Here is a 16,334-nt window from a genome sequence, read left to right on the forward strand (position 1 = left end):
GTTTGGCACCATGATCCTGCCCCTCGAGGACCGCGAAGCCGCCGCCCCTGCCTACATCCTGCGGGGTGCCCTCATCACGGACGGCGCCTGCACACCGGGCTGCGTGGTGGCGGTGAACGGCGGCCGGATCGCCTACGCGGGACCCGGCGACGGCTTTGACGCCGCACATTTCCCGGATGCGGAGGAGCTCCCGCTGCCGCCCGGCAGCTCCCTGCTTCCCGGGCTTGTCGACCTCCATTGCCACGGCGCCGCGGGCGGCGGATTCCCGGCCGGCAATGACCGGGGCTGCCGGGCGGCCGTGGACTTCCTGCACCGCAACGGGACCACCACCCTCCTGGCGAGCCTCGTCACCGCCCCGGAAGATGAGCTGGTGGGGTCGCTCGGCGTACTCAACGTCCTGGCGGCCGAGGGACTGATCGCCGGCGTGCACTCCGAGGGGCCCTTCCTCTCCGCCGCCCGGTGCGGCGCGCAGGACCCGCGCTGGCTCCGCGCCCCCGACCCTGCGCTGCTCCGGCGGCTGGTGGCGGCGGCCGGCGGAGCCCTGCGGACCATGACGTACGCCCCCGAACTGCCCGGCGCGAGTGAGCTCCTACGGATCCTCACGGACCACGGGGTGATCCCCTCACTGGGCCATACCGATGCCGCTGCCCCCGTTGCCGCGGCCTCACTGGCGGAAGCCGCGGACCTCATCCGCGGGGGCGCGGCTTCCGGGGTCTTCGGGCCGCGGGCCCGGCCCACGGTGACCCATCTGTTCAACGGCATGCCTCCCCTGCATCACCGGAGTCCCGGACCGGCGGCCGCGTGCCTGCGGCTGGCGGCCGCCGGCACGGTCGTGGTCGAGCTCGTCGGCGACGGCGTCCACCTCGACCCGGAGACGGTCCGGATGGTCTTTGACCTGGTCGGAGCCGGGGGCATCGCGCTGGTGACGGACTCCATGGCGGCAACCGGGCTGCCCGACGGCGACTACGAACTCGGCCCCGTGGAAGTGGTGGTGCACGACGGCGTGGCCACCCTGCGGAGCAACGGCGCCCTTGCCGGGGGCACGGCGACCCTGTTGGAGGTTGTCCGCATGGCCATCGCGGCGGGGGTGAGTCCGGCCGACGCTGTCGCGGCGGCCACCCTGGTCCCGGCCCGGGTCCTGGGCCTGGAGACGGAGATCGGCGCCCTCCGGGCTGGAATGCGCGCCGATATCATCGCCGTTGACCCGGGCTTCGACATCGTGGCCGTGCTGCGCGGCGGACGGATCCTGGCGGACCATCGACGTGCCGCGCGTTAGCCCCTGAACCCGCGGGGCCCACGGCGGTTGCGGAAGTTTCGAGCCCTTCGTTTTGTTGTTCTGAGTGTGGGCAAACATTACTTCCGGAAAGGAGCCCGCCATGATCCGCATCGCTATCGTGCTCGGGAGCACCCGGCCCGGTCGCCTCGGAAAGGCCGTCGCCGACTGGGTAAGTGCCCGGGCATCAGAACGCGGCGATGCCACCTTTGACGTCCTCGACGTCGCCGATTTTGATCTTCCGCTGCTGGACGAGCCGCTGCCACCCTCCTTCGGCCGGTACAGCCAGCCCTACACCAAGGCCTGGTCCGAAGCTGTCGACGGATTCGACGGCTACATCTTCGTCACGGGCGAGTACAACCACTCGATTCCCGGCGCACTGAAGAACGCTGTGGACTACCTCTACAAGGAGTGGAACAACAAGGCGGCCGGGTTTGTCAGCTACGGAAGCAGCGGCGGCATCCGCGCCGTCGAACACTTCCGCGGAGTGTCCGCGGAGCTGCAGATGGCCGACGTCCGGGCCCAGGTGGCGCTGCCCCTGGCCACGGAGTTCGCGAATTACCGCACATTCATCCCGACGGCGGCCGCGGAAAAGAGCCTGCAGATCCTGTTTGACCAGGTGATCGCGTGGGCCGGCGCGCTGAAGGTCCTCCGGCCGGGCCATGCCCACGGAACAGAAGACGCCAGCGCGGCGTGACCCCTGCCCTGGCTGGGCCCGGTTTGCCGTCCCGCGGGCCGCGTGCCGGTGTCCGCCTACGCCGGAGTCCCCGTCCTGCGCCGCCGCCGCCGGACGGGGGGCGTGTCTCCGCCGTGTGGCGCCGCGGCATAGGGACTGGGCAGGGGCACGTTCTGGCCCGGAACGGAATCGGGCACCAGGACGTGGACCGTGGCGCCGGATGATTCCCGCGCGGCTCCGCCCGCGACGCTGCGCAGGTAGTCAAGCGCCCCTTCTTCACTGAACCCGTACTCCCGCACCAGCGTCCGCAGCGCCAGCCCTGCCAGTGCCCGGGAGAGCTGCGCCGAAGAGAGATCTGCGCCGCCCCCGGACCTCAGCGCCAACTCCTGGACCAAACGCAGTGCACGGGAGATGTAGCGGGCCAGCCGAGCCGCTGCGATGATGTCTGCGCTGGTGAAGACGTGCGGCCACGCGGCGTACAGGTTCACGGCGGCATGGAAGACCGCTTGTGGTGCCAGTGGAACGGATACGAGGGACCGGACCCCGAAGGCTGCGGCAGCGCTGGCGTACCCGGGCCAGCGCCGCTCCAGGGAAGTGTCGCCCACGAACACATATTCGCCGGTTCGGACCGCCGTGCGGGCGGGCCCGTCATCGAAGGAACGCTGCGCCTCGTCGGCGGCCCGTGCCGGTGCGCTGCCCGCAGTCAGCGTGAGGGCCTCCGCGGACCCGACCAGTGTCACTGCCCAGCTGATCCCACGGCCGGGACCACCGATGTCGTCAACAAACTCGCTCACCGCTTCGCTGAGGAAGGCACCGACATCCGGGTCGTTGAAGTGCAGCTCCCAGAAGGAGGCATAACGATCCTGCCGGCCGTCTCCTGCAATTCCTTGGGTCATGTTCCACGCTCGAGATCAAAGCACGCAGCTCACTGCTGAACCGATGAAAACAGCATACGTCCGGGCGGACACCGCCGCGCCTCCCATTTGTCAGAGCCAGGGCCTCTGTCGTTTTGGTATGGTTCCGGGCTGTCCCGGCGACCTGTTTCGATGAACTGTTCCTCAGCTATTCCGGCAGCTGTTCCGCTGAGCTGTTCGCGTGACAGCGGGAAATCTGCTTCAGCGCCGCGGCGGCCCAGGGAGGCTTTTAACATCCGCCCTGGACCGCCCGCCCCGGCTTCAACACCAGTCGCGGAGGACCCGTCCCGCCGTGGCACAACCATTAATACCCGCGTTCCGCAGGTCCCAAAAGGGCCTTTGGGCCCGTGCCGGCCGGCAGCGCACTACCGCCCATTTCACCCCCGGCGGATGAGGTCCGCACGCGCGTCCGGGCAGACGATGGATATGCCCTTCGATGCCCCACTGCTCGGGGGCGATCCCAGCTGGGAGAGGAGCCTCCAAATGTCAAGACCGCACGCAATCACCGTGGGATCCATCGCGCTTGCGACCGCCGTCGTACTGCTCACCGGATGCAGCCCCACGAGTCCGCCGGCTGCCACCCCAAGCCCCACCGCGGCCATCTCGAGCCCGCCCGCGAGCGTGTCGGAAATCTGCGCTGCTGCCGATGCCCATGCCGCGGCCCTGGCGAATTTCAAGGCCACGCTCAAGCCGGACGCCACCATCGAGCAGGTGCGCGCGGCCCAAGACCAAGTCTCCAAGACCTATGAAGAGCTGGCCAAGGCAAGCGAGAACCTCGCCCAGCAACGGGCGGAGGCGGTTATGGCCGCCGAAGCCAAGTTCAATGCCGCAGTCGCCGCGGTGCCTGACAATGCCACGTTGACTCAAGCAGCTGATTCCCTCCGGGACGAAGCCTCCAACGTCGAGGCCGCGATCCGCGACCTCCGGACTGAGGTCAAGTGTTAGCGGTCTGACATGTCTTGTCCCAATCGGTGCCCGTTGGGCCCTCAGATACAGGAATGGTCGTAGTCGAATCCTCCCGACACGTACTGGGCAATGGTGACTTTCCCGCCGGCCGTCAGTGGCGCCTCGGAGCATTTGCGTTTTGCCACGGCGAGTGACTTCGCCCCGGCCAGCCAGCTGGGCAGCGTGTAAAGGTTGCTCGAGGACGGCACCGTTCCCACAATTTGGGTCCACTGCGTCTTGGCGGAGTAAAGGCCCGTTCGGGCTCCGACACTCGCGAAGTAGGCCGCCATCCCCTCCAGATCGGCACGGTTCGCCGCCGGGCGGGTTGACCAGCTGTTGCCGGTCTCGACATCGAGCCACCACGTGTAGGCCGCCGCGTTGCTTATCCCCCGGATGTTGGCATCGTCGTAGGCCTTGGCATAGCCGTACATGTAGGAGCAGGCTTCCTCGACTGAACCCTCGGTGCACTGTCCGTAGGGGTTGGCGACGGTGGTTCCTCCGTAGTTGTTGCTGGTAGGCCACCAGGATCCTGAAGTACCGGGGTTGGCGGTGTTCACGTAGAGCGCGACCAGGGGCTGGCCAGTCCCGCCGGTGGACGTCCCGGCCCAGGACAGCTGCGTCGCCAGACACGGGTTGGTGGTGTTGGCCAGCCCATTGTTCACGCCGACGACGGCGAACGTCTGGCCCCGGGGCAGCGTTTTGCCGCATTGGGGCCACGACACATCGTTGCCCGGGCCCGCAGCCCCGGCTGCGTGGGCCGGCGTTCCGGCCAGCATCAGCGCGAAGCTTGCGGCGGCCGCAAGGATCACCCGGCAACGCGAGGAAAAGGGTGCAAGGGACATGGTGGGCCTTCCCGTCGATGCTGCTGAGCAGTTAGCACAGCATGGCCGCCGCAGGTTTGCCCGGTCAAGGCTTTCGGTAGTGAGTTCATGGGCCGGTCCGCCGGCGGCTCCCACAGACGCGGTGGCCCGGCATGGGAGGATCGGTGTATGGAAACCACCCCGGAGGTCCTGCGCTATGCGGCCTTTTCCACGACGCCCAACGGCGGAAATCCTGCAGGCCTGGTGCTGGATGCCCGTGATCTGGATGATGCCGGGATGCTGGCGGTGGCGGCCGCCATCGGGTACGCAGAGACGGCTTTCGTGACGGAGCCGGGTGTCGACGGCGACCCGCGCCGGAGCCGGGTTCGGTACTTCTCGCCGATCGCCGAGGTGCCATTCTGCGGGCATGCGACGATTGCGCTGGCCGTTGCGCTGAGCGCACGCGACGGGGCGGGCGCCTTCACCTTCGAGACCCCCGTCGGCCCCGTCCGCATTGAAACGGCGGGGGACGGTGCCGAGATCACGGCATCGTTCACGGGCGTTGAACCGCAACTGGCCGCCTTCGACGACGGCGTCCTGGCTGAACTTCTTGGATTGCTCGGTTTCGGTCTGGACGATCTCGATCCGGCCTATCCGCCGCGGATCGCGTATTCGGGGAACTGGCATCCGGTGCTGGTCGTCGCGGACCGCTATCTTTTCGACTCCTTTTCCTTCGATCCGGAGGCCGTGCGCCGGCTGATGGACGCACAGGGCTGGGCCGCGACGGTGACCGTCCTGCACCCGATTGCAGATGGCGAATTCGAAGCCCGGAACCTGTTCCCGGTGGGTGCCATCACGGAGGACCCCGCAACCGGGGCGGCCGCGGCGGCCGTTGGCGCCTACCTGCGCATCCTGGGCCTGGTCGATCCCCCGTCGAGAGTCCTCATCCACCAGGGACGGCACGTCGGCCGTCCGGGCCTGCTCACCGTGGACATTCCCGCTGCCGGCGGAATAGTGGTCAGCGGCAGGGCCGTCCGGATCCCCGCCGCTGCGGGCAACAGCTGATCACTGGGTGGAGGCTAAGCGCCGGTAGCTGAAGGACTTCAGCGTCAGCGTGCCCCCTGCCGTGACGGCTTTGACCCCCGGCGTCCCCGCAGCGGGGAAAACGAGTGACGTCATGGTCTTTTCCCCGCCGTTGATGAAAACCTCCACCGAGCAATAGTCGACGAAAATCGTTAGCTCCACCGTCCCGTTCCGCGCTGGGCTGGCTGCGCGCCGCGATGCCCGATAGTCGGGGCTGAGTTCTGCCTTGCCGGTGGCGGCAACATCGGACTCCCGGGAGATGAATGCTGACTCGGTGGCGAAGTCGTATCCGACGGTGGCGAACGTGCCCCCGCCGCTTTCGAGTTCGATCCTGGCAACGGAACCGTCGTCCTGCGCTGTCCGCTCTAGAGTTACATCGAGCCGGTACGCCCCGCCTTCCGGGACCGGCAGTTGTCCTGCGCCATCCGGTGTCAGTCGACGTTCCCCGGTGGTTGCCGCCGGGCCTTCAAGGGACTTCATGGCAGTCGTGGGGCTCGACACCAGCGTTGGCTTTCCGGCGATTGTTTGCAGCCGTATGTCCCTCACTATGGAGTCGGCGCCGCCGTGCCAGTCCTGAGTGGGCAGCTGCCGGGCGTACTGCCAGTTGTTCATCCACCCGATGGCGTGCCGCGAGGACATCCGCTGGCTTTCGGTGAGCCTGGGATCATCCCACGTCACGGCGGCGTAGAAGTCGGAGCCGGCGTCGAGCCACTGGTGCGGCCCGTCAGACGGGGTGAATCGGGTTCCGTCCCATTCGCCAGTCCAGTAGGCAACGCCCGTGGTGAAGCCCTCTTCGCTCCCGTTGGCGCTGGCGGCCAGGACCCAGGTCCGTTTGGATGGATCACCGTCGAGATCCAACTGGAAAAGGTCCGGGCACTCTAGGACGCCCAGACCTTTGCGTTCGATGCCTGAGGCGTAGTGCCAGTCCAACAGGTTCGACGACGTATACATGCCGATCTTGTCGCCTTCGGCCAGGGCCATCACCCATTGGCCGTGGGCCGCATCCCGGATGATTTTGGGATCCCGCCAGTCCGGTTCGCCCGGGTTTTCCATGACCGGGTTCTGCGCATAGGCGGTGAAGGAGTATCCGTGGTCAGTGGAATAGAACAGGGACTGCCGCTGGATTCCCTGGTCCTGCTGCGTCATGACCGCAATGACAGCCCCCTTGCCAAAGCCGGCCGAATTGTCCTGGTCCACCACGGCGCTTCCGGTTTCGATGTCGCCCAGCCCGTTTTTGTACTTGGTGATCGCCACTCCCTCCTCCTTCCAGTGCACAAGATCCGTGCTGGTCAGGTGGTACCACTCGGTGCCGTTCTCCTTCGGGTACCCGGCGTTGTAGAGGTAGTAGTAGTGCCACACGCCGTCGAGCAGGATGGGACGCTGCGGATCATTCATCCAGTTCTTCCCGGGCGTTATGTGATAGCTCGGCCGGAACTCGGATGCCCCCTCGGGCCGGTCGAAAGCTGGCTGCGCCTGCCCGGCGTGGCTCTGGGAACCCGGGCTTGATCCCGGCGAAGGGACCAGCGCCACCGCGATCAGAACGGCCGCGGCGGCGGCCACGGCGGCCACCATCCAGATCGTCCAATGGTTTTTCATGATTTAACATTCCTGGTCTTGGTGGAAGCCATCCCGCCCATCTATGGCCTGCCCATCTATGGCCCGTCGGTCCAGGGCCTGCAGTGGGACGGAAGCACCCGGAAATCCGGGTGCTTCCGTCTCATGACTGCCTACTGCACTACTTGTACAGCCCGGCACCGCCGACGTTGAGGTTCGTGGGCAGGTACCCGAACGGGCCCAGGCCGTTCTGGCCGAAGGTGCGGTCAACGGCCGAAACTCCGTTGCGGAAGTTGATCTTCACGGTGGGCGAGAGGGACCCGCCGCGGACGCCGTCCACGTTGTCGATAAAGGACTGCACCAGCCCGCCCGGCTGCACGTAGTGCGAGTAGGCCTGGAACTGGCGGCCGTTCTGGCGGGGATCCGGCCCTTCGGGCGCATTGGCTGGCATATTCAGGTCCGTGGGGGATGCCAGCGTCAGGCCGCTGTTGTTCATGGGCTGGTAGTCGGAACGGACGCCGTCGCCCACAAAGCCGTAAACTCCGTCGGGGCCGCGCATTCCATCCGCATAGGTGAACTGGTGGCTGATGGTGAACAGGTAGTACTTGTTCTTGCCGCCCTCGCTCTGGATGAAGATCTGCGGACGCTCGGTCTGGTCGTTGACGCAGTTGGCGGACAGGATCGGCGGCAGGAAGTGCCATTTGGTCAGGTCTTTGTTGTCCGCCACGGCCAGGCCCACGTTGGCCGTCTGGAACCATGCACCGGTGGTGGCGTTGACGGTGTTCGCGGATTCGGCGCGGGGGTCCCCGGGCTGGTAGCCCAGGTCCTGCTCCGTGCACTTGTAGTCGCCCCGCTGGCCGCCGGTGTTGCCTTCGAAGACCATGAAGGTCTTGCCCGGGTGCGCCGGGTCTACGAACGTGTAGGGGTCCCGGAAGGCGAACCCTGGGTTCTGGGCCTTGTTCTGGTACATGACGCCGTCCGGCTCAAGGAGTTTGGTGTGCTCGAAGCCGTCGAAGCTCACGCCGTTCTTGTCAGCGTGGATGTTGCCCAGTGCCTTGGCGATCACGGCATCCGGGGCGATTCCGCCGCCGCCGGCGTTGCGCTCGGCAACGTCGTAGAACGTCGTTGCGGTGTAGAAGACGTTGACGTGGTTCCCCTGCATGAGGCGGGTTGAACCGGACCATTCGGTGTTGCCGACGGAGGTGTTGTCCAGGAACAGGTGTCCGCCGTAGTTCCACTTGTCCTTGGCCGGATCGGCGTTGGTCTTGCGGAAGAAATAGCCGATCCGGGCGTTCCAGTGCCGCTGGTCGAAGCCGTAGCCGGCGTGGCGGTCGGCAACGAGTGAGAAGATCACGTCCCAGCCCTTGTAGCTGATCTGGTTTGCGTTCTCGTCGGTCAGGGACCACGTGTCCCAAACCCAGACGTCGTCGTTCATGGCCGGGAAGTCCTGGGGGATTTCCGGCATGGTGACGTTCGGGCTCATGGAGTTCTGGCCCGGGGTTACGCTTGTGCTGCTTTGGGCCATAATCTGCTTGGCATCGGCACGCGTCCACTTGGAGGTGAAGGCCGCGGCCGGATCGAACGCCTGCTGGGTGTGCTTCGTGGGCAGGGGGAAGCCGGGTGTCGGAGCCGGCATCTGCCCGCCGCTCGGCGGATCCGAGGGCGTGTTTGCCTGGGCTGACGGAACGGCAAGGAAGACGGAGGCCGCCACGGCCGCCGCCAGTGCCGCGGCGACAGAACGCCACCGCAGCTTCCGGTGTGTATTGGGGTGCTCGTGCATTTTTGCTCTTCTCGCGGAGTTGAGACCATTCGTGGAAGACGGGCGTATGCCCTCATTCCCCGAAACTCCGGCAGCCCCGATGACACCGCAGGCGTCATCGAGGACGCCATCGTGTCGAGGGGACGGGACCTCGGTAGGGCCCCGTCGGTGGCCCGGGAGGGTGCTGACCTCCTGGACGTTCATCACCGTAGACAGTGCCGGCGAGGATTCAAAACCACATTTCAGACACCAAAACGGCTCATACCCCGGTCGATGTAAGCGCTTACACAAACTCTCCGCGCGCGTGCCACGACTCAAAGATTGAGTCAAATATTTCCTAAAAAATATGCTTTCTTTTTCAAGTCGCCCGCTGTTTACCTGTTCGTTGCGCCGCGGCCGCCCTCACCCAGCCCACACTGCGGAGCACGACGCCGGCGCCTTGAGTAAGGGGCCGGGTGCCAAAGCGTTCGTACTCCGGTCACCGGAGGCCACGAATCCGGCGATAAGTGCCACAGATCCCCAACCATTCCCGGGTGCCTCACGTCGCTTCTCTCGTCCCCGGGGTGGCAGGGAATTCGGTTCGGAACCCGATCAATTTGTGGGTGCCGTCGCAGTAGGGTTTGATCGCGGACGCGCCGCAGCGGCACAGGGCGACTGTTTTGCGCGACCGCGGCACTGCTCCCCCGGACGGGGTGACGATCTCAAACTCGCCGCGGACCAGGATCGGTCCGTCGGGACAAATAACAATGGCGGCGTCGTTGGACGATTCCTGCGGGTTCTGGTTCATAGATGCTCCCTGACTGGGTTCGTGCCCGGGTCAGACCCCGGCGGGGACAGGCGGCTTCAGCGACGACGTGCCGCTCTCCCACGCCCCCATGATGTGCGCAGTGAGTCGGGCGTCGATGGCGAGCACCGCCGTCGCGCCGAACAGGACGTCCGGAAAGAGATCCGGCTCTGCCTCCACGAGCCCTCCGGCGAGATCCCGGCCCGCGATCTGTTCGTGGACGGCGTCCGCTTCGACGTGCTCGTCGAAGTACGCGGTCACATCGGCCCCGAATCCGAGACGCCGGAAACCGTTGCCGTACAGCTGGTTCGGCCGGGAGGACGTCATCTCATAGATCGCCAGATGCCCTGCGATGGCTCCCCGCAGTCTGCGGTTCAGGCCGAAAAGGGACATCATGTTGACCGCGGCGAGAGAGATGGCCGGGACGGCGTCCACATAGCCGCCGTAGACATAGTTCAGCCCCAGCCCTCGCATGGTCCGGGCGAAAAGTGCACTGTGCATGCGGTCCGGGCGCCCTCCGCCGTACTCGTCAGCCTGTATCTCCACCAGCGCAGCCTTGGCCCGCCCGGTCAGCCTCGGGATCGCCCAGGTGTGCGGATCGGCTTCCTTGAGCTGATAGATCGATTTGTGGACCAGGAATTCACGGAGCTGCCCGAGGGTGGCCAGCTTCGCCACATGGCGGGACATGCCCGGTCCACCGTCCTGGCCCGCGAGCCCGAACAGAATGTCCGCCACCGCGTCGCTGTCCAGGCCGGCGGCAGGAGCAGGCTGGACTGATCCGGCGGACGAGCGGGCCACGGACCGCAGCGCCAGCTCGAACGGTCCCTCCAGCAGCTGCCGGAGTGCGATCAGCCCGGGGTTCCATTCCCAGCGATCGTCCACCCCATCCAAGCCGCCGTAATGCAGCTCGTAGAGGCAGAACAGGGTCAATTGCACATCGCCGTCGTCGATGATGTCATCGGCGAGTGCCAGCTGCCCGTTGATGAGTTCGGTGAGATCGCGCAGCGTGCCCTGGGCTGCGGAATCATCTCCGGTCCCGTCGGCCAGAAGCCGGAAAAGGCCACGGCTTATGGGTCCGCGCGCGTCAGGGATCTTCATGTTTTCTCCTACGTGGGCCTCAGCGGTTTTGGCTGCGGCCGGTGAAAGTGCGTCGAAGTGAGCCCGCCCCGGGGTTACGGCCGGAGGGGCCCCAAGGTGCGGCGCCCTTAGCTGTTGCCGGTGTAGACGAGGCTTTCCGGGTCGACTTCGTTCGCCGGGGCATCCGCGAGTCCCTGCGGGGACAGATCCATGTCCATCAGCGCGGGTCGTTGATAGTGGGCCGCGGAGGCTCCGGTGGTGGCAGTGCTGTGGTTGGAAACGGTGTGCCCCTAATTCTTTGTTGGTTACAGACCCGGGAGGGTGCTGCCTGTCACGGGCGGGGTATTTCCATCTGGAACCCGCACCGGCACCGGAGAACACGCGTCCGGAGATAGTCGCCCAGAACATCCGGGCTCCCGGCGTGTGTGGAAACCGCCCGGTGGGCACTTCGCCGCTCGGGGTCCACTGCGGACATCGGCTCCTGGCAGTGGCGGTAGGCGTCCTCCCGGTGCATGGCACCGCCGCTGTTCCCGTTCCGCGCCGGGATGATTGCGAGAAACGCCGCAGTCGTAGCTACCACGTGCGAGCTGCCGCAGTTGGTGCAGCTGATGGCGGCCGCGAGGGTTTCCTGCTGCGGATTCAAGGTGGCGACAGAGTCCAGGAGCAGGTGCCGGTCGGTCTCACATGTCGCACACCAAGGCCGGCGCCCTCGGGGCTGGTGGGCATCCCGTGGCAAGTACGTGCTTGACGTGATTGTCATCCGGGTCAGACCAGGCCCGGGTAGCTGGCCAGGATGTAGTCCGCCGCGGCTGGTCCTTTCATGCGGAGGCCGTTGCGCTTGGGATGGATCTGCTTTTCTTTCATGGCCGCCCAGAAGGCATCTTCAGGGCGGGGCGCGGTCTGGCTCAGGAAGCACCAGCTGGTGTAGAGCCCGTAGAGGCAGTCCCGGCCCAGGGCGTGGTCGGATGCAGGGTCCCGGGTTGTGGCTTCCTGCAGGAATTGGTCGTATTGGGAAGTTGCCATGAGTGGCTCGTTTCTTCGCGGTGCATTGTGTGCCGCCGTGTGGCTACAGCAGCTGAGCGTCAAGGCCATGCACGGGGCGATGAAGCAAGATCCCGCACTGCTGCGTCACCGCAGATCCGGGAATAAAGCGTTACTGGGCTGGCGGTCCACATCCTGCGGAAACCAGCCAATGCAACTTCTCTACGATGTAGACTTTAGGCGTAGACTACACATTAAGCAACCGGCTTTTCATCCCGGAACTATAACCACTCTGTATCGACCCGAACGGAAAACCATGTCGCCCGAAGAGCACCCGGCGCCCCCTGCGGCTCCCGGCAAGAAGGCTCGCCTCAGCCGGGAGATTGTCCTGTCGACGGCACTGGCACTGGTGGACGCCGAGGGACTCGACGCCCTCACCATGCGCAGGCTCGGGCAGGAACTCGGGCGGGATCCCATGAGCCTGTACCGCTACGCCGCCAACCGCGCAGCCCTGCTGGACGGCGTCTCAGAACTCGTGCTGAATGAACTGGCCATCATTCCCGATGATCCCGACTGGCAGTCGCAGCTCCGGCGCATTGCCCACGACCTGCGGCTCCTGGCGCTCCGGCACCCCAACGTCGTGCCCCTCCTCGTGACCCGCCCCCTGTCAACGCCCCTGGGCCTGCGGCCGCTGGGAACATTGCGTCCGCTGGAGCAGATCCTGTCCCTGCTGATCGACGCCGGATTCGCCCCCGTTGACGCATTGCACGTCTACCGCGCCTACTACGGATACCTCTACGGGCACATCCTCAACGAACTGCAGGAATTCGTCGTCGACCCCGAGGAGAATGAGGCCCTTCTCCGGCTGGGCCTGCACCGCCTGCCACCGAAGGAATTCCCCCGCCTCCGCGCCCTCGCCCCGGTCCTCGCCGACTACGACGGGATGGCCGAACTGGATGAGGGAATCACCATCCTGCTCTCGGGGCTCGCGGCCCGCTGCCGGATGCCGGATTCCCCGACCAAACCATGATCCGGAAAGGCACCGGTCATCTCAGCCCGGGTTGGACAGCCGGTCCTTCGCCTGCTGGCTTCCGGGCCCCACGGGCAGAAGCTCTGTGGCCTGCGCGAGACCTTCGGTAGGCATAGAAACATACATGCTGCAGATCCCGCACAACTACTTCACGGCCTCGATGGCCACCCCGTCCCGGGAACTGGCCGGAGCCCGCCCCGTTGACCTGCTCAAGACCAATCCCTCTCCCCTGCTCCGCGCACTGGAGGCCGTTCGCTGGCGGTATGCAGCCTCTTGACCGAAGCGGTCAGGTGCTTAGCGTTGGCCCATGGGACTGATTTACGACAACCCGGACCTGGCAGCGCTCACGCTGACGCGGCTCGCCGCGGAAGAGTCCGAGGGACCCGGCGCCCTGGAAGGGCGCATGCGCGACTATCTAGGCGACCTGGAACAACGCAACGGGTCGGCCTACGTGGAACTGGTGGCCATCGCCCTCGCACGCGTCCATTTCAGGGCCTTGGACGACCTGGCCCGGGCCACCGGCGCAGACTCAACAGCGCTGCTGGACGCCGCCGAGGTAGAGGCGCTGGAGGTCCTGTAGGTTCGGGCGGGCCCGGTCCGGAGGCGGCCGAGGGGCAGACGGGGGCATTTTGGGCCGCAGATCGGCCGCCCGCCTAGCCCCGTTATCTGTTGTCGGGGACAACGAGGACCGGGCGCTGCTGATGGTGGATCAGGGACCCGGAAACGGATCCTTCGAGGAACCTGTCCAACCGTGCCAGGGGCCCTGGCCGGTCGGCGCCGACAACGAGCAAGGGTGCATCTATGTTCTCTGCCAGTCGGCTGAGGGCTTTGGGGATGTCGCCGTTGAGCACGCGGAACGACCACGTCTCCCCGGGCTGTCCGAGGATGGATTCCAGCTTCCGTTGCAGTTGCCTGGATGGGAATTCGGCCTCTTCATTGACTATCGGGTCCAGTGAAAGAGCTGTCCGTTGGCCCTCCGGCTCCCATTCCGTCAGGTAACTGGCTGGATCCACGAATGCGCAGACGAGATGCTGTCCCAGGACTGCCGCGAGGCCGGCGGCGGTACGGATCAGGTGCTCTGAAAACGTCCACCCGACTCCGAGCACGACTGGTCCGTCCGGCCATCCTTCATCCGGCATGGTGGCCTCTGGAGAAGCGCACGACGACGGCGATGAATGCGGCGGTCCCGGTGGCGGCCGCCGCGGCGTAGGCCATGGAAGTGTAACTGCCGAGCCAGGCTGCGATTACCGGGCCGGCCGCCGGGGCAACGGCGGTAACAGCTGTCAGCGGAGCTGCGAAGACTCCCTGCAGCGTACCCAGGTTCTGGCTTCCCCACCGGTCGCCTACGATCGTGGCCTGCAGCAGGGTCTGGCACCCGCGGACCGCCCCGGCGAGCATTCCTGCCGCGATAAGCAGCGGGACCGGGCCGGGCAGGGCCGCCAGTAAAAGGACGGCACAGGCTGCGGTTCCGGCGATGACCGGCAGCCGGGTGCCGGGCGGGATAGCTGCGAACAGCAGACGGCCGCCGACCTGTCCTGCGCCCACGAGTCCGAGGCCGAGCGCGGCGGTGGTGTAGTCGGCTCCCTTTTCCATGAGCAGGGGGATGATGTTCAGCGTCACGGTGTAGAGCCCCAGGCAGAGCAGGACCATGAGCGCCTGCAGGCCGAGGAATTCCGGACTGCGCCGCACGGCCCGCACCATCACCCGGTGGTCCGTCGCGGGAGCGCCGGGGGCGGCCTGGCCCCAGGTCCGGTTCAGGTAGTGGGCGTGCAGGGGCAGGGTGATCAGCCCCGTGGCTCCGGCGAGGATGAGGAAGGCGCCTCGCCAGCCGACCACGGATGTCAGGGTTGCGGTGAGCGGGGCGAAGATGGTTGATGCGAACCCGGCGACGAGGGTCAGGACGGTCAGGGGCCGGATGCGGGCGGGTCCGTACCAGCGGCTGATCACCGTGAAGGCCGGCTGGTACAGCACGGCGGCCTGCGCGGTGCCGGCGACCAGCCAGGCCGCAAAGAACGCGGGCAGGTTTGGTGCCGTCGCCACCATGACCAGGGCCAGTATTCCGACGAGGGACCCGCCGATCATCAGCGTGCGCGGGCCGGTCCTGTCGAGGACCCTGCCCACGAAGATCCCGGCTACTGCGGAGACCAGCAGGCCGGCCGAAAAGGCTCCGGTCACGAGGGCTTGGTCCCAGCCGGTGTCCTCGCTGATGGGGCGGACCGCCGCGATCAATGCGTAGTAGAGCACGCCCCACCCGGTCGTCTGGGTGATGCACAGCGCGGCGAGGCCGCCGCGCGGTGCACCCTCCGCGACCAGGGTCCGGGATAGCGCCGGGCTAGGCACGGTCTAGTTCCCGGTGAGCTCCGCATGCAGCTTCCGGACCCGGGCCTTGATGTCATCCCGGACCAGGCGCATGCGTTCCATGCCTTCGATGCCGCGCTCGGAGGGCTCGTCCGTAGCCCAGACCTCGAGCCGCTTGCCCTCGGGGGCTTCGACTTTTGCCTCGTTGCCCAGGACGATCACAACGTCGACCGCGTCCAACACATCGTCGGCAACGGGTTTGGGGTGTTCGCCGGTGATGTCGATGCCCAGTTCTGCCAGGGACTCCACAGCCTGGGGGTTCAGTGACTTCCCGGGTTTGGTTCCGGCGGAGTACACGGTGACGGTCCCGTCTGCGAGCTGGTTCATCAGTCCGGCGGCGAGCTGGGACTTCCCGCCGTTCTTGCTGCAGACAAACAGGACGCCGGGTGTTTTCGTGGTCTCGGTCATGCGTTGGATTCTTCCTTGTCTGAGCTGGGGTCGTGGAGCAGTGATGCGGCGAGTGCCTTGACCCGGTCGTGGATCTCGTCCCGGATGATCCGCACGGCCGCCACGGGCAGGCCGGCCGGGTCTGCCAGTTCCCAGTCCTCGTAGCGTTTGCCGGGGTAGATCGGGCAGGAGTCCCCGCACCCCATCGTGATCACCACGTCCGAGGCGCGCACAACGTCGTCGGTGAGGGGTTTGGGGTAGTCCCGGGTCAGGTCCAGGCCCATTTCGGACATTGCCGCGACGACGGCGGGGTCGAGTTCGGCGACGGGGAGGGAGCCAGCGGAACGGACGCGGATCCTGCCCTTGGCCTCGACATTCAGGAGTGCTGCGGCCATCTGGGAGCGGCCGGCGTTCTGCACGCAGACGAACAGCACCTCCGGGACGTCGCTGGTGACGGCGTCCTTGGATTTGGCCAGGGCGTTGAGCCGGTCGTTGGCGAAGTGCTCGGTGGTGGAGGGCAGGTACGTTTTGATCTTCGCGGTCCGGGCCAGGGCGGTGTAGGACTCGAAGACGTAGCGTTCGACCGTCTCTGCGGCAAAAATGCCGGCGAACCGGTCGGCCAGCCGCGTGCTGATCCGGTGCAGGAGTTCGGTGTTGTCCTGCAGGCCCAGGCCGTGTTCAGGGTGGTCAGTCATGTCAGCACTCCAATGTAG

The 16,334-nt window shown here is 66.4% G+C and carries 18 protein-coding genes; 7 read left to right on the top strand and 11 right to left on the bottom strand.

Features of this window, described 5'->3' with window-relative positions:
- Positions 1 to 10: 10 nt before the first annotated feature.
- Both AC1DNG_RS19610 and AC1DNG_RS19615 read left to right on the top strand, forming a co-directional pair.
- On the top strand, positions 11 to 1,276 hold the full coding sequence (locus tag AC1DNG_RS19610) for an N-acetylglucosamine-6-phosphate deacetylase (protein WP_476849978.1): 1,266 nt from the start codon (positions 11 to 13) through the stop codon (positions 1,274 to 1,276).
- 100 nt (positions 1,277 to 1,376) lie between these two features.
- The gene (locus AC1DNG_RS19615) at positions 1,377 to 1,970 is read left to right on the top strand and encodes an NADPH-dependent FMN reductase (RefSeq protein WP_476856062.1); all 594 of its coding nucleotides are present in this window, start codon (positions 1,377 to 1,379) and stop codon (positions 1,968 to 1,970) included.
- Positions 1,971 to 2,026: 56 nt separating this feature from the next.
- On the opposite strand, the gene AC1DNG_RS19620 is transcribed toward AC1DNG_RS19615, so the two are convergent.
- Positions 2,027 to 2,845: a GAF domain-containing protein gene (locus AC1DNG_RS19620; RefSeq protein WP_476859566.1), complete on the bottom strand. Its 819-nt coding sequence runs from the start codon at positions 2,843 to 2,845 to the stop codon at positions 2,027 to 2,029.
- Between the two features lie 501 nt (positions 2,846 to 3,346).
- On the opposite strand from AC1DNG_RS19620, the gene AC1DNG_RS19625 reads away from it, so the two are divergent.
- Positions 3,347 to 3,808 (top strand): hypothetical protein, encoded by a 462-nt coding sequence (locus AC1DNG_RS19625; RefSeq protein ID WP_459383551.1) that lies wholly within the window; start codon positions 3,347 to 3,349, stop codon positions 3,806 to 3,808.
- 41 nt (positions 3,809 to 3,849) lie between these two features.
- On the opposite strand, the gene AC1DNG_RS19630 is transcribed toward AC1DNG_RS19625, so the two are convergent.
- On the bottom strand, positions 3,850 to 4,650 hold the full coding sequence (locus AC1DNG_RS19630) for a glycoside hydrolase family 25 domain-containing protein (RefSeq protein WP_476856060.1): 801 nt from the start codon (positions 4,648 to 4,650) through the stop codon (positions 3,850 to 3,852).
- Positions 4,651 to 4,797: 147 nt separating this feature from the next.
- On the opposite strand from AC1DNG_RS19630, the gene AC1DNG_RS19635 reads away from it, so the two are divergent.
- On the top strand, positions 4,798 to 5,673 hold the full coding sequence (locus tag AC1DNG_RS19635; RefSeq protein ID WP_476856059.1) for a PhzF family phenazine biosynthesis protein: 876 nt from the start codon (positions 4,798 to 4,800) through the stop codon (positions 5,671 to 5,673).
- On the opposite strand, the gene AC1DNG_RS19640 is transcribed toward AC1DNG_RS19635, so the two are convergent.
- The 5 genes from AC1DNG_RS19640 to AC1DNG_RS19660 all read right to left on the bottom strand — a co-directional run bounded on the left by AC1DNG_RS19640 (position 5,674) and on the right by AC1DNG_RS19660 (position 11,888).
- Entirely contained in the window at positions 5,674 to 7,287 is a 1,614-nt protein-coding gene (locus AC1DNG_RS19640; protein ID WP_476849984.1) for a glycoside hydrolase family 32 protein, read from the bottom strand.
- 139 nt (positions 7,288 to 7,426) lie between these two features.
- Positions 7,427 to 9,025: a glycoside hydrolase family 68 protein gene (locus AC1DNG_RS19645; protein WP_476856058.1), complete on the bottom strand. Its 1,599-nt coding sequence runs from the start codon at positions 9,023 to 9,025 to the stop codon at positions 7,427 to 7,429.
- Between the two features lie 517 nt (positions 9,026 to 9,542).
- Positions 9,543 to 9,791: a CDGSH iron-sulfur domain-containing protein gene (locus AC1DNG_RS19650; RefSeq protein WP_476849986.1), complete on the bottom strand. Its 249-nt coding sequence runs from the start codon at positions 9,789 to 9,791 to the stop codon at positions 9,543 to 9,545.
- Between the two features lie 30 nt (positions 9,792 to 9,821).
- Entirely contained in the window at positions 9,822 to 10,886 is a 1,065-nt protein-coding gene (locus AC1DNG_RS19655; RefSeq protein ID WP_476888057.1) for an iron-containing redox enzyme family protein, read from the bottom strand.
- 744 nt (positions 10,887 to 11,630) lie between these two features.
- A complete protein-coding gene (locus AC1DNG_RS19660) occupies positions 11,631 to 11,888 on the bottom strand; it encodes a hypothetical protein (RefSeq protein WP_230010808.1) in 258 nt (85 codons plus the stop codon).
- Between the two features lie 274 nt (positions 11,889 to 12,162).
- On the opposite strand from AC1DNG_RS19660, the gene AC1DNG_RS19665 reads away from it, so the two are divergent.
- The 3 genes from AC1DNG_RS19665 to AC1DNG_RS19675 all read left to right on the top strand — a co-directional run bounded on the left by AC1DNG_RS19665 (position 12,163) and on the right by AC1DNG_RS19675 (position 13,456).
- A complete protein-coding gene (locus tag AC1DNG_RS19665) occupies positions 12,163 to 12,876 on the top strand; it encodes a TetR/AcrR family transcriptional regulator C-terminal domain-containing protein (RefSeq protein WP_476849988.1) in 714 nt (237 codons plus the stop codon).
- Positions 12,877 to 13,000: 124 nt separating this feature from the next.
- Positions 13,001 to 13,153: a hypothetical protein gene (locus AC1DNG_RS19670; protein WP_476888058.1), complete on the top strand. Its 153-nt coding sequence runs from the start codon at positions 13,001 to 13,003 to the stop codon at positions 13,151 to 13,153.
- Between the two features lie 30 nt (positions 13,154 to 13,183).
- Positions 13,184 to 13,456: a hypothetical protein gene (locus AC1DNG_RS19675; protein WP_476873356.1), complete on the top strand. Its 273-nt coding sequence runs from the start codon at positions 13,184 to 13,186 to the stop codon at positions 13,454 to 13,456.
- A gap of 82 nt (positions 13,457 to 13,538) precedes the next feature.
- Here the strand turns inward: AC1DNG_RS19675 and AC1DNG_RS19680 are convergent, their stop codons facing one another.
- The 4 genes from AC1DNG_RS19680 to AC1DNG_RS19695 are packed head-to-tail and all read right to left on the bottom strand — an operon-like array spanning position 13,539 to position 16,316.
- Positions 13,539 to 14,015, bottom strand: a complete 477-nt coding sequence (locus tag AC1DNG_RS19680; protein ID WP_476873357.1) for a universal stress protein — start codon at positions 14,013 to 14,015, stop codon at positions 13,539 to 13,541.
- A complete protein-coding gene (locus tag AC1DNG_RS19685) occupies positions 14,005 to 15,216 on the bottom strand; it encodes an MFS transporter (RefSeq protein ID WP_476888059.1) in 1,212 nt (403 codons plus the stop codon). Before AC1DNG_RS19685 ends, AC1DNG_RS19680 begins: the two co-directional genes overlap by 11 nt.
- A 3-nt stretch (positions 15,217 to 15,219) precedes the next feature.
- A complete protein-coding gene (locus AC1DNG_RS19690) occupies positions 15,220 to 15,642 on the bottom strand; it encodes an arsenate-mycothiol transferase ArsC (protein ID WP_476873359.1) in 423 nt (140 codons plus the stop codon).
- Entirely contained in the window at positions 15,639 to 16,316 is a 678-nt protein-coding gene (locus AC1DNG_RS19695) for an arsenate reductase ArsC (RefSeq protein ID WP_476888060.1), read from the bottom strand. The genes AC1DNG_RS19690 and AC1DNG_RS19695 overlap by 4 nt, the downstream gene beginning before the upstream one ends.
- Positions 16,317 to 16,334 lie beyond the last annotated feature (18 nt).

The organism is Arthrobacter sp. 01T425 (assembly GCF_056398725.1).

Excerpts from the sequence above, each read along its gene's own strand:
- AC1DNG_RS19610 (WP_476849978.1), top strand. The coding sequence starts at position 11 with ATGATCCTGCCCCTCGAGGACCGCGAAGCCGCCGCCCCTGCCTACATC.
- AC1DNG_RS19615 (WP_476856062.1), top strand. The coding sequence starts at position 1,377 with ATGATCCGCATCGCTATCGTGCTCGGGAGCACCCGGCCCGGTCGCCTC.
- AC1DNG_RS19620 (WP_476859566.1), bottom strand. The coding sequence starts at position 2,845 with ATGACCCAAGGAATTGCAGGAGACGGCCGGCAGGATCGTTATGCCTCC.
- AC1DNG_RS19625 (WP_459383551.1), top strand. The coding sequence starts at position 3,347 with ATGTCAAGACCGCACGCAATCACCGTGGGATCCATCGCGCTTGCGACC.
- AC1DNG_RS19630 (WP_476856060.1), bottom strand. The coding sequence starts at position 4,650 with ATGTCCCTTGCACCCTTTTCCTCGCGTTGCCGGGTGATCCTTGCGGCC.
- AC1DNG_RS19635 (WP_476856059.1), top strand. The coding sequence starts at position 4,798 with ATGGAAACCACCCCGGAGGTCCTGCGCTATGCGGCCTTTTCCACGACG.
- AC1DNG_RS19640 (WP_476849984.1), bottom strand. The coding sequence starts at position 7,287 with ATGAAAAACCATTGGACGATCTGGATGGTGGCCGCCGTGGCCGCCGCC.
- AC1DNG_RS19645 (WP_476856058.1), bottom strand. The coding sequence starts at position 9,025 with ATGCACGAGCACCCCAATACACACCGGAAGCTGCGGTGGCGTTCTGTC.
- AC1DNG_RS19650 (WP_476849986.1), bottom strand. The coding sequence starts at position 9,791 with ATGAACCAGAACCCGCAGGAATCGTCCAACGACGCCGCCATTGTTATT.
- AC1DNG_RS19655 (WP_476888057.1), bottom strand. The coding sequence starts at position 10,886 with ATGAAGATCCCTGACGCGCGCGGACCCATAAGCCGTGGCCTTTTCCGG.
- AC1DNG_RS19660 (WP_230010808.1), bottom strand. The coding sequence starts at position 11,888 with ATGGCAACTTCCCAATACGACCAATTCCTGCAGGAAGCCACAACCCGG.
- AC1DNG_RS19665 (WP_476849988.1), top strand. The coding sequence starts at position 12,163 with ATGTCGCCCGAAGAGCACCCGGCGCCCCCTGCGGCTCCCGGCAAGAAG.
- AC1DNG_RS19670 (WP_476888058.1), top strand. The coding sequence starts at position 13,001 with ATGCTGCAGATCCCGCACAACTACTTCACGGCCTCGATGGCCACCCCG.
- AC1DNG_RS19675 (WP_476873356.1), top strand. The coding sequence starts at position 13,184 with ATGGGACTGATTTACGACAACCCGGACCTGGCAGCGCTCACGCTGACG.
- AC1DNG_RS19680 (WP_476873357.1), bottom strand. The coding sequence starts at position 14,015 with ATGCCGGATGAAGGATGGCCGGACGGACCAGTCGTGCTCGGAGTCGGG.
- AC1DNG_RS19690 (WP_476873359.1), bottom strand. The coding sequence starts at position 15,642 with ATGACCGAGACCACGAAAACACCCGGCGTCCTGTTTGTCTGCAGCAAG.
- AC1DNG_RS19695 (WP_476888060.1), bottom strand. The coding sequence starts at position 16,316 with ATGACTGACCACCCTGAACACGGCCTGGGCCTGCAGGACAACACCGAA.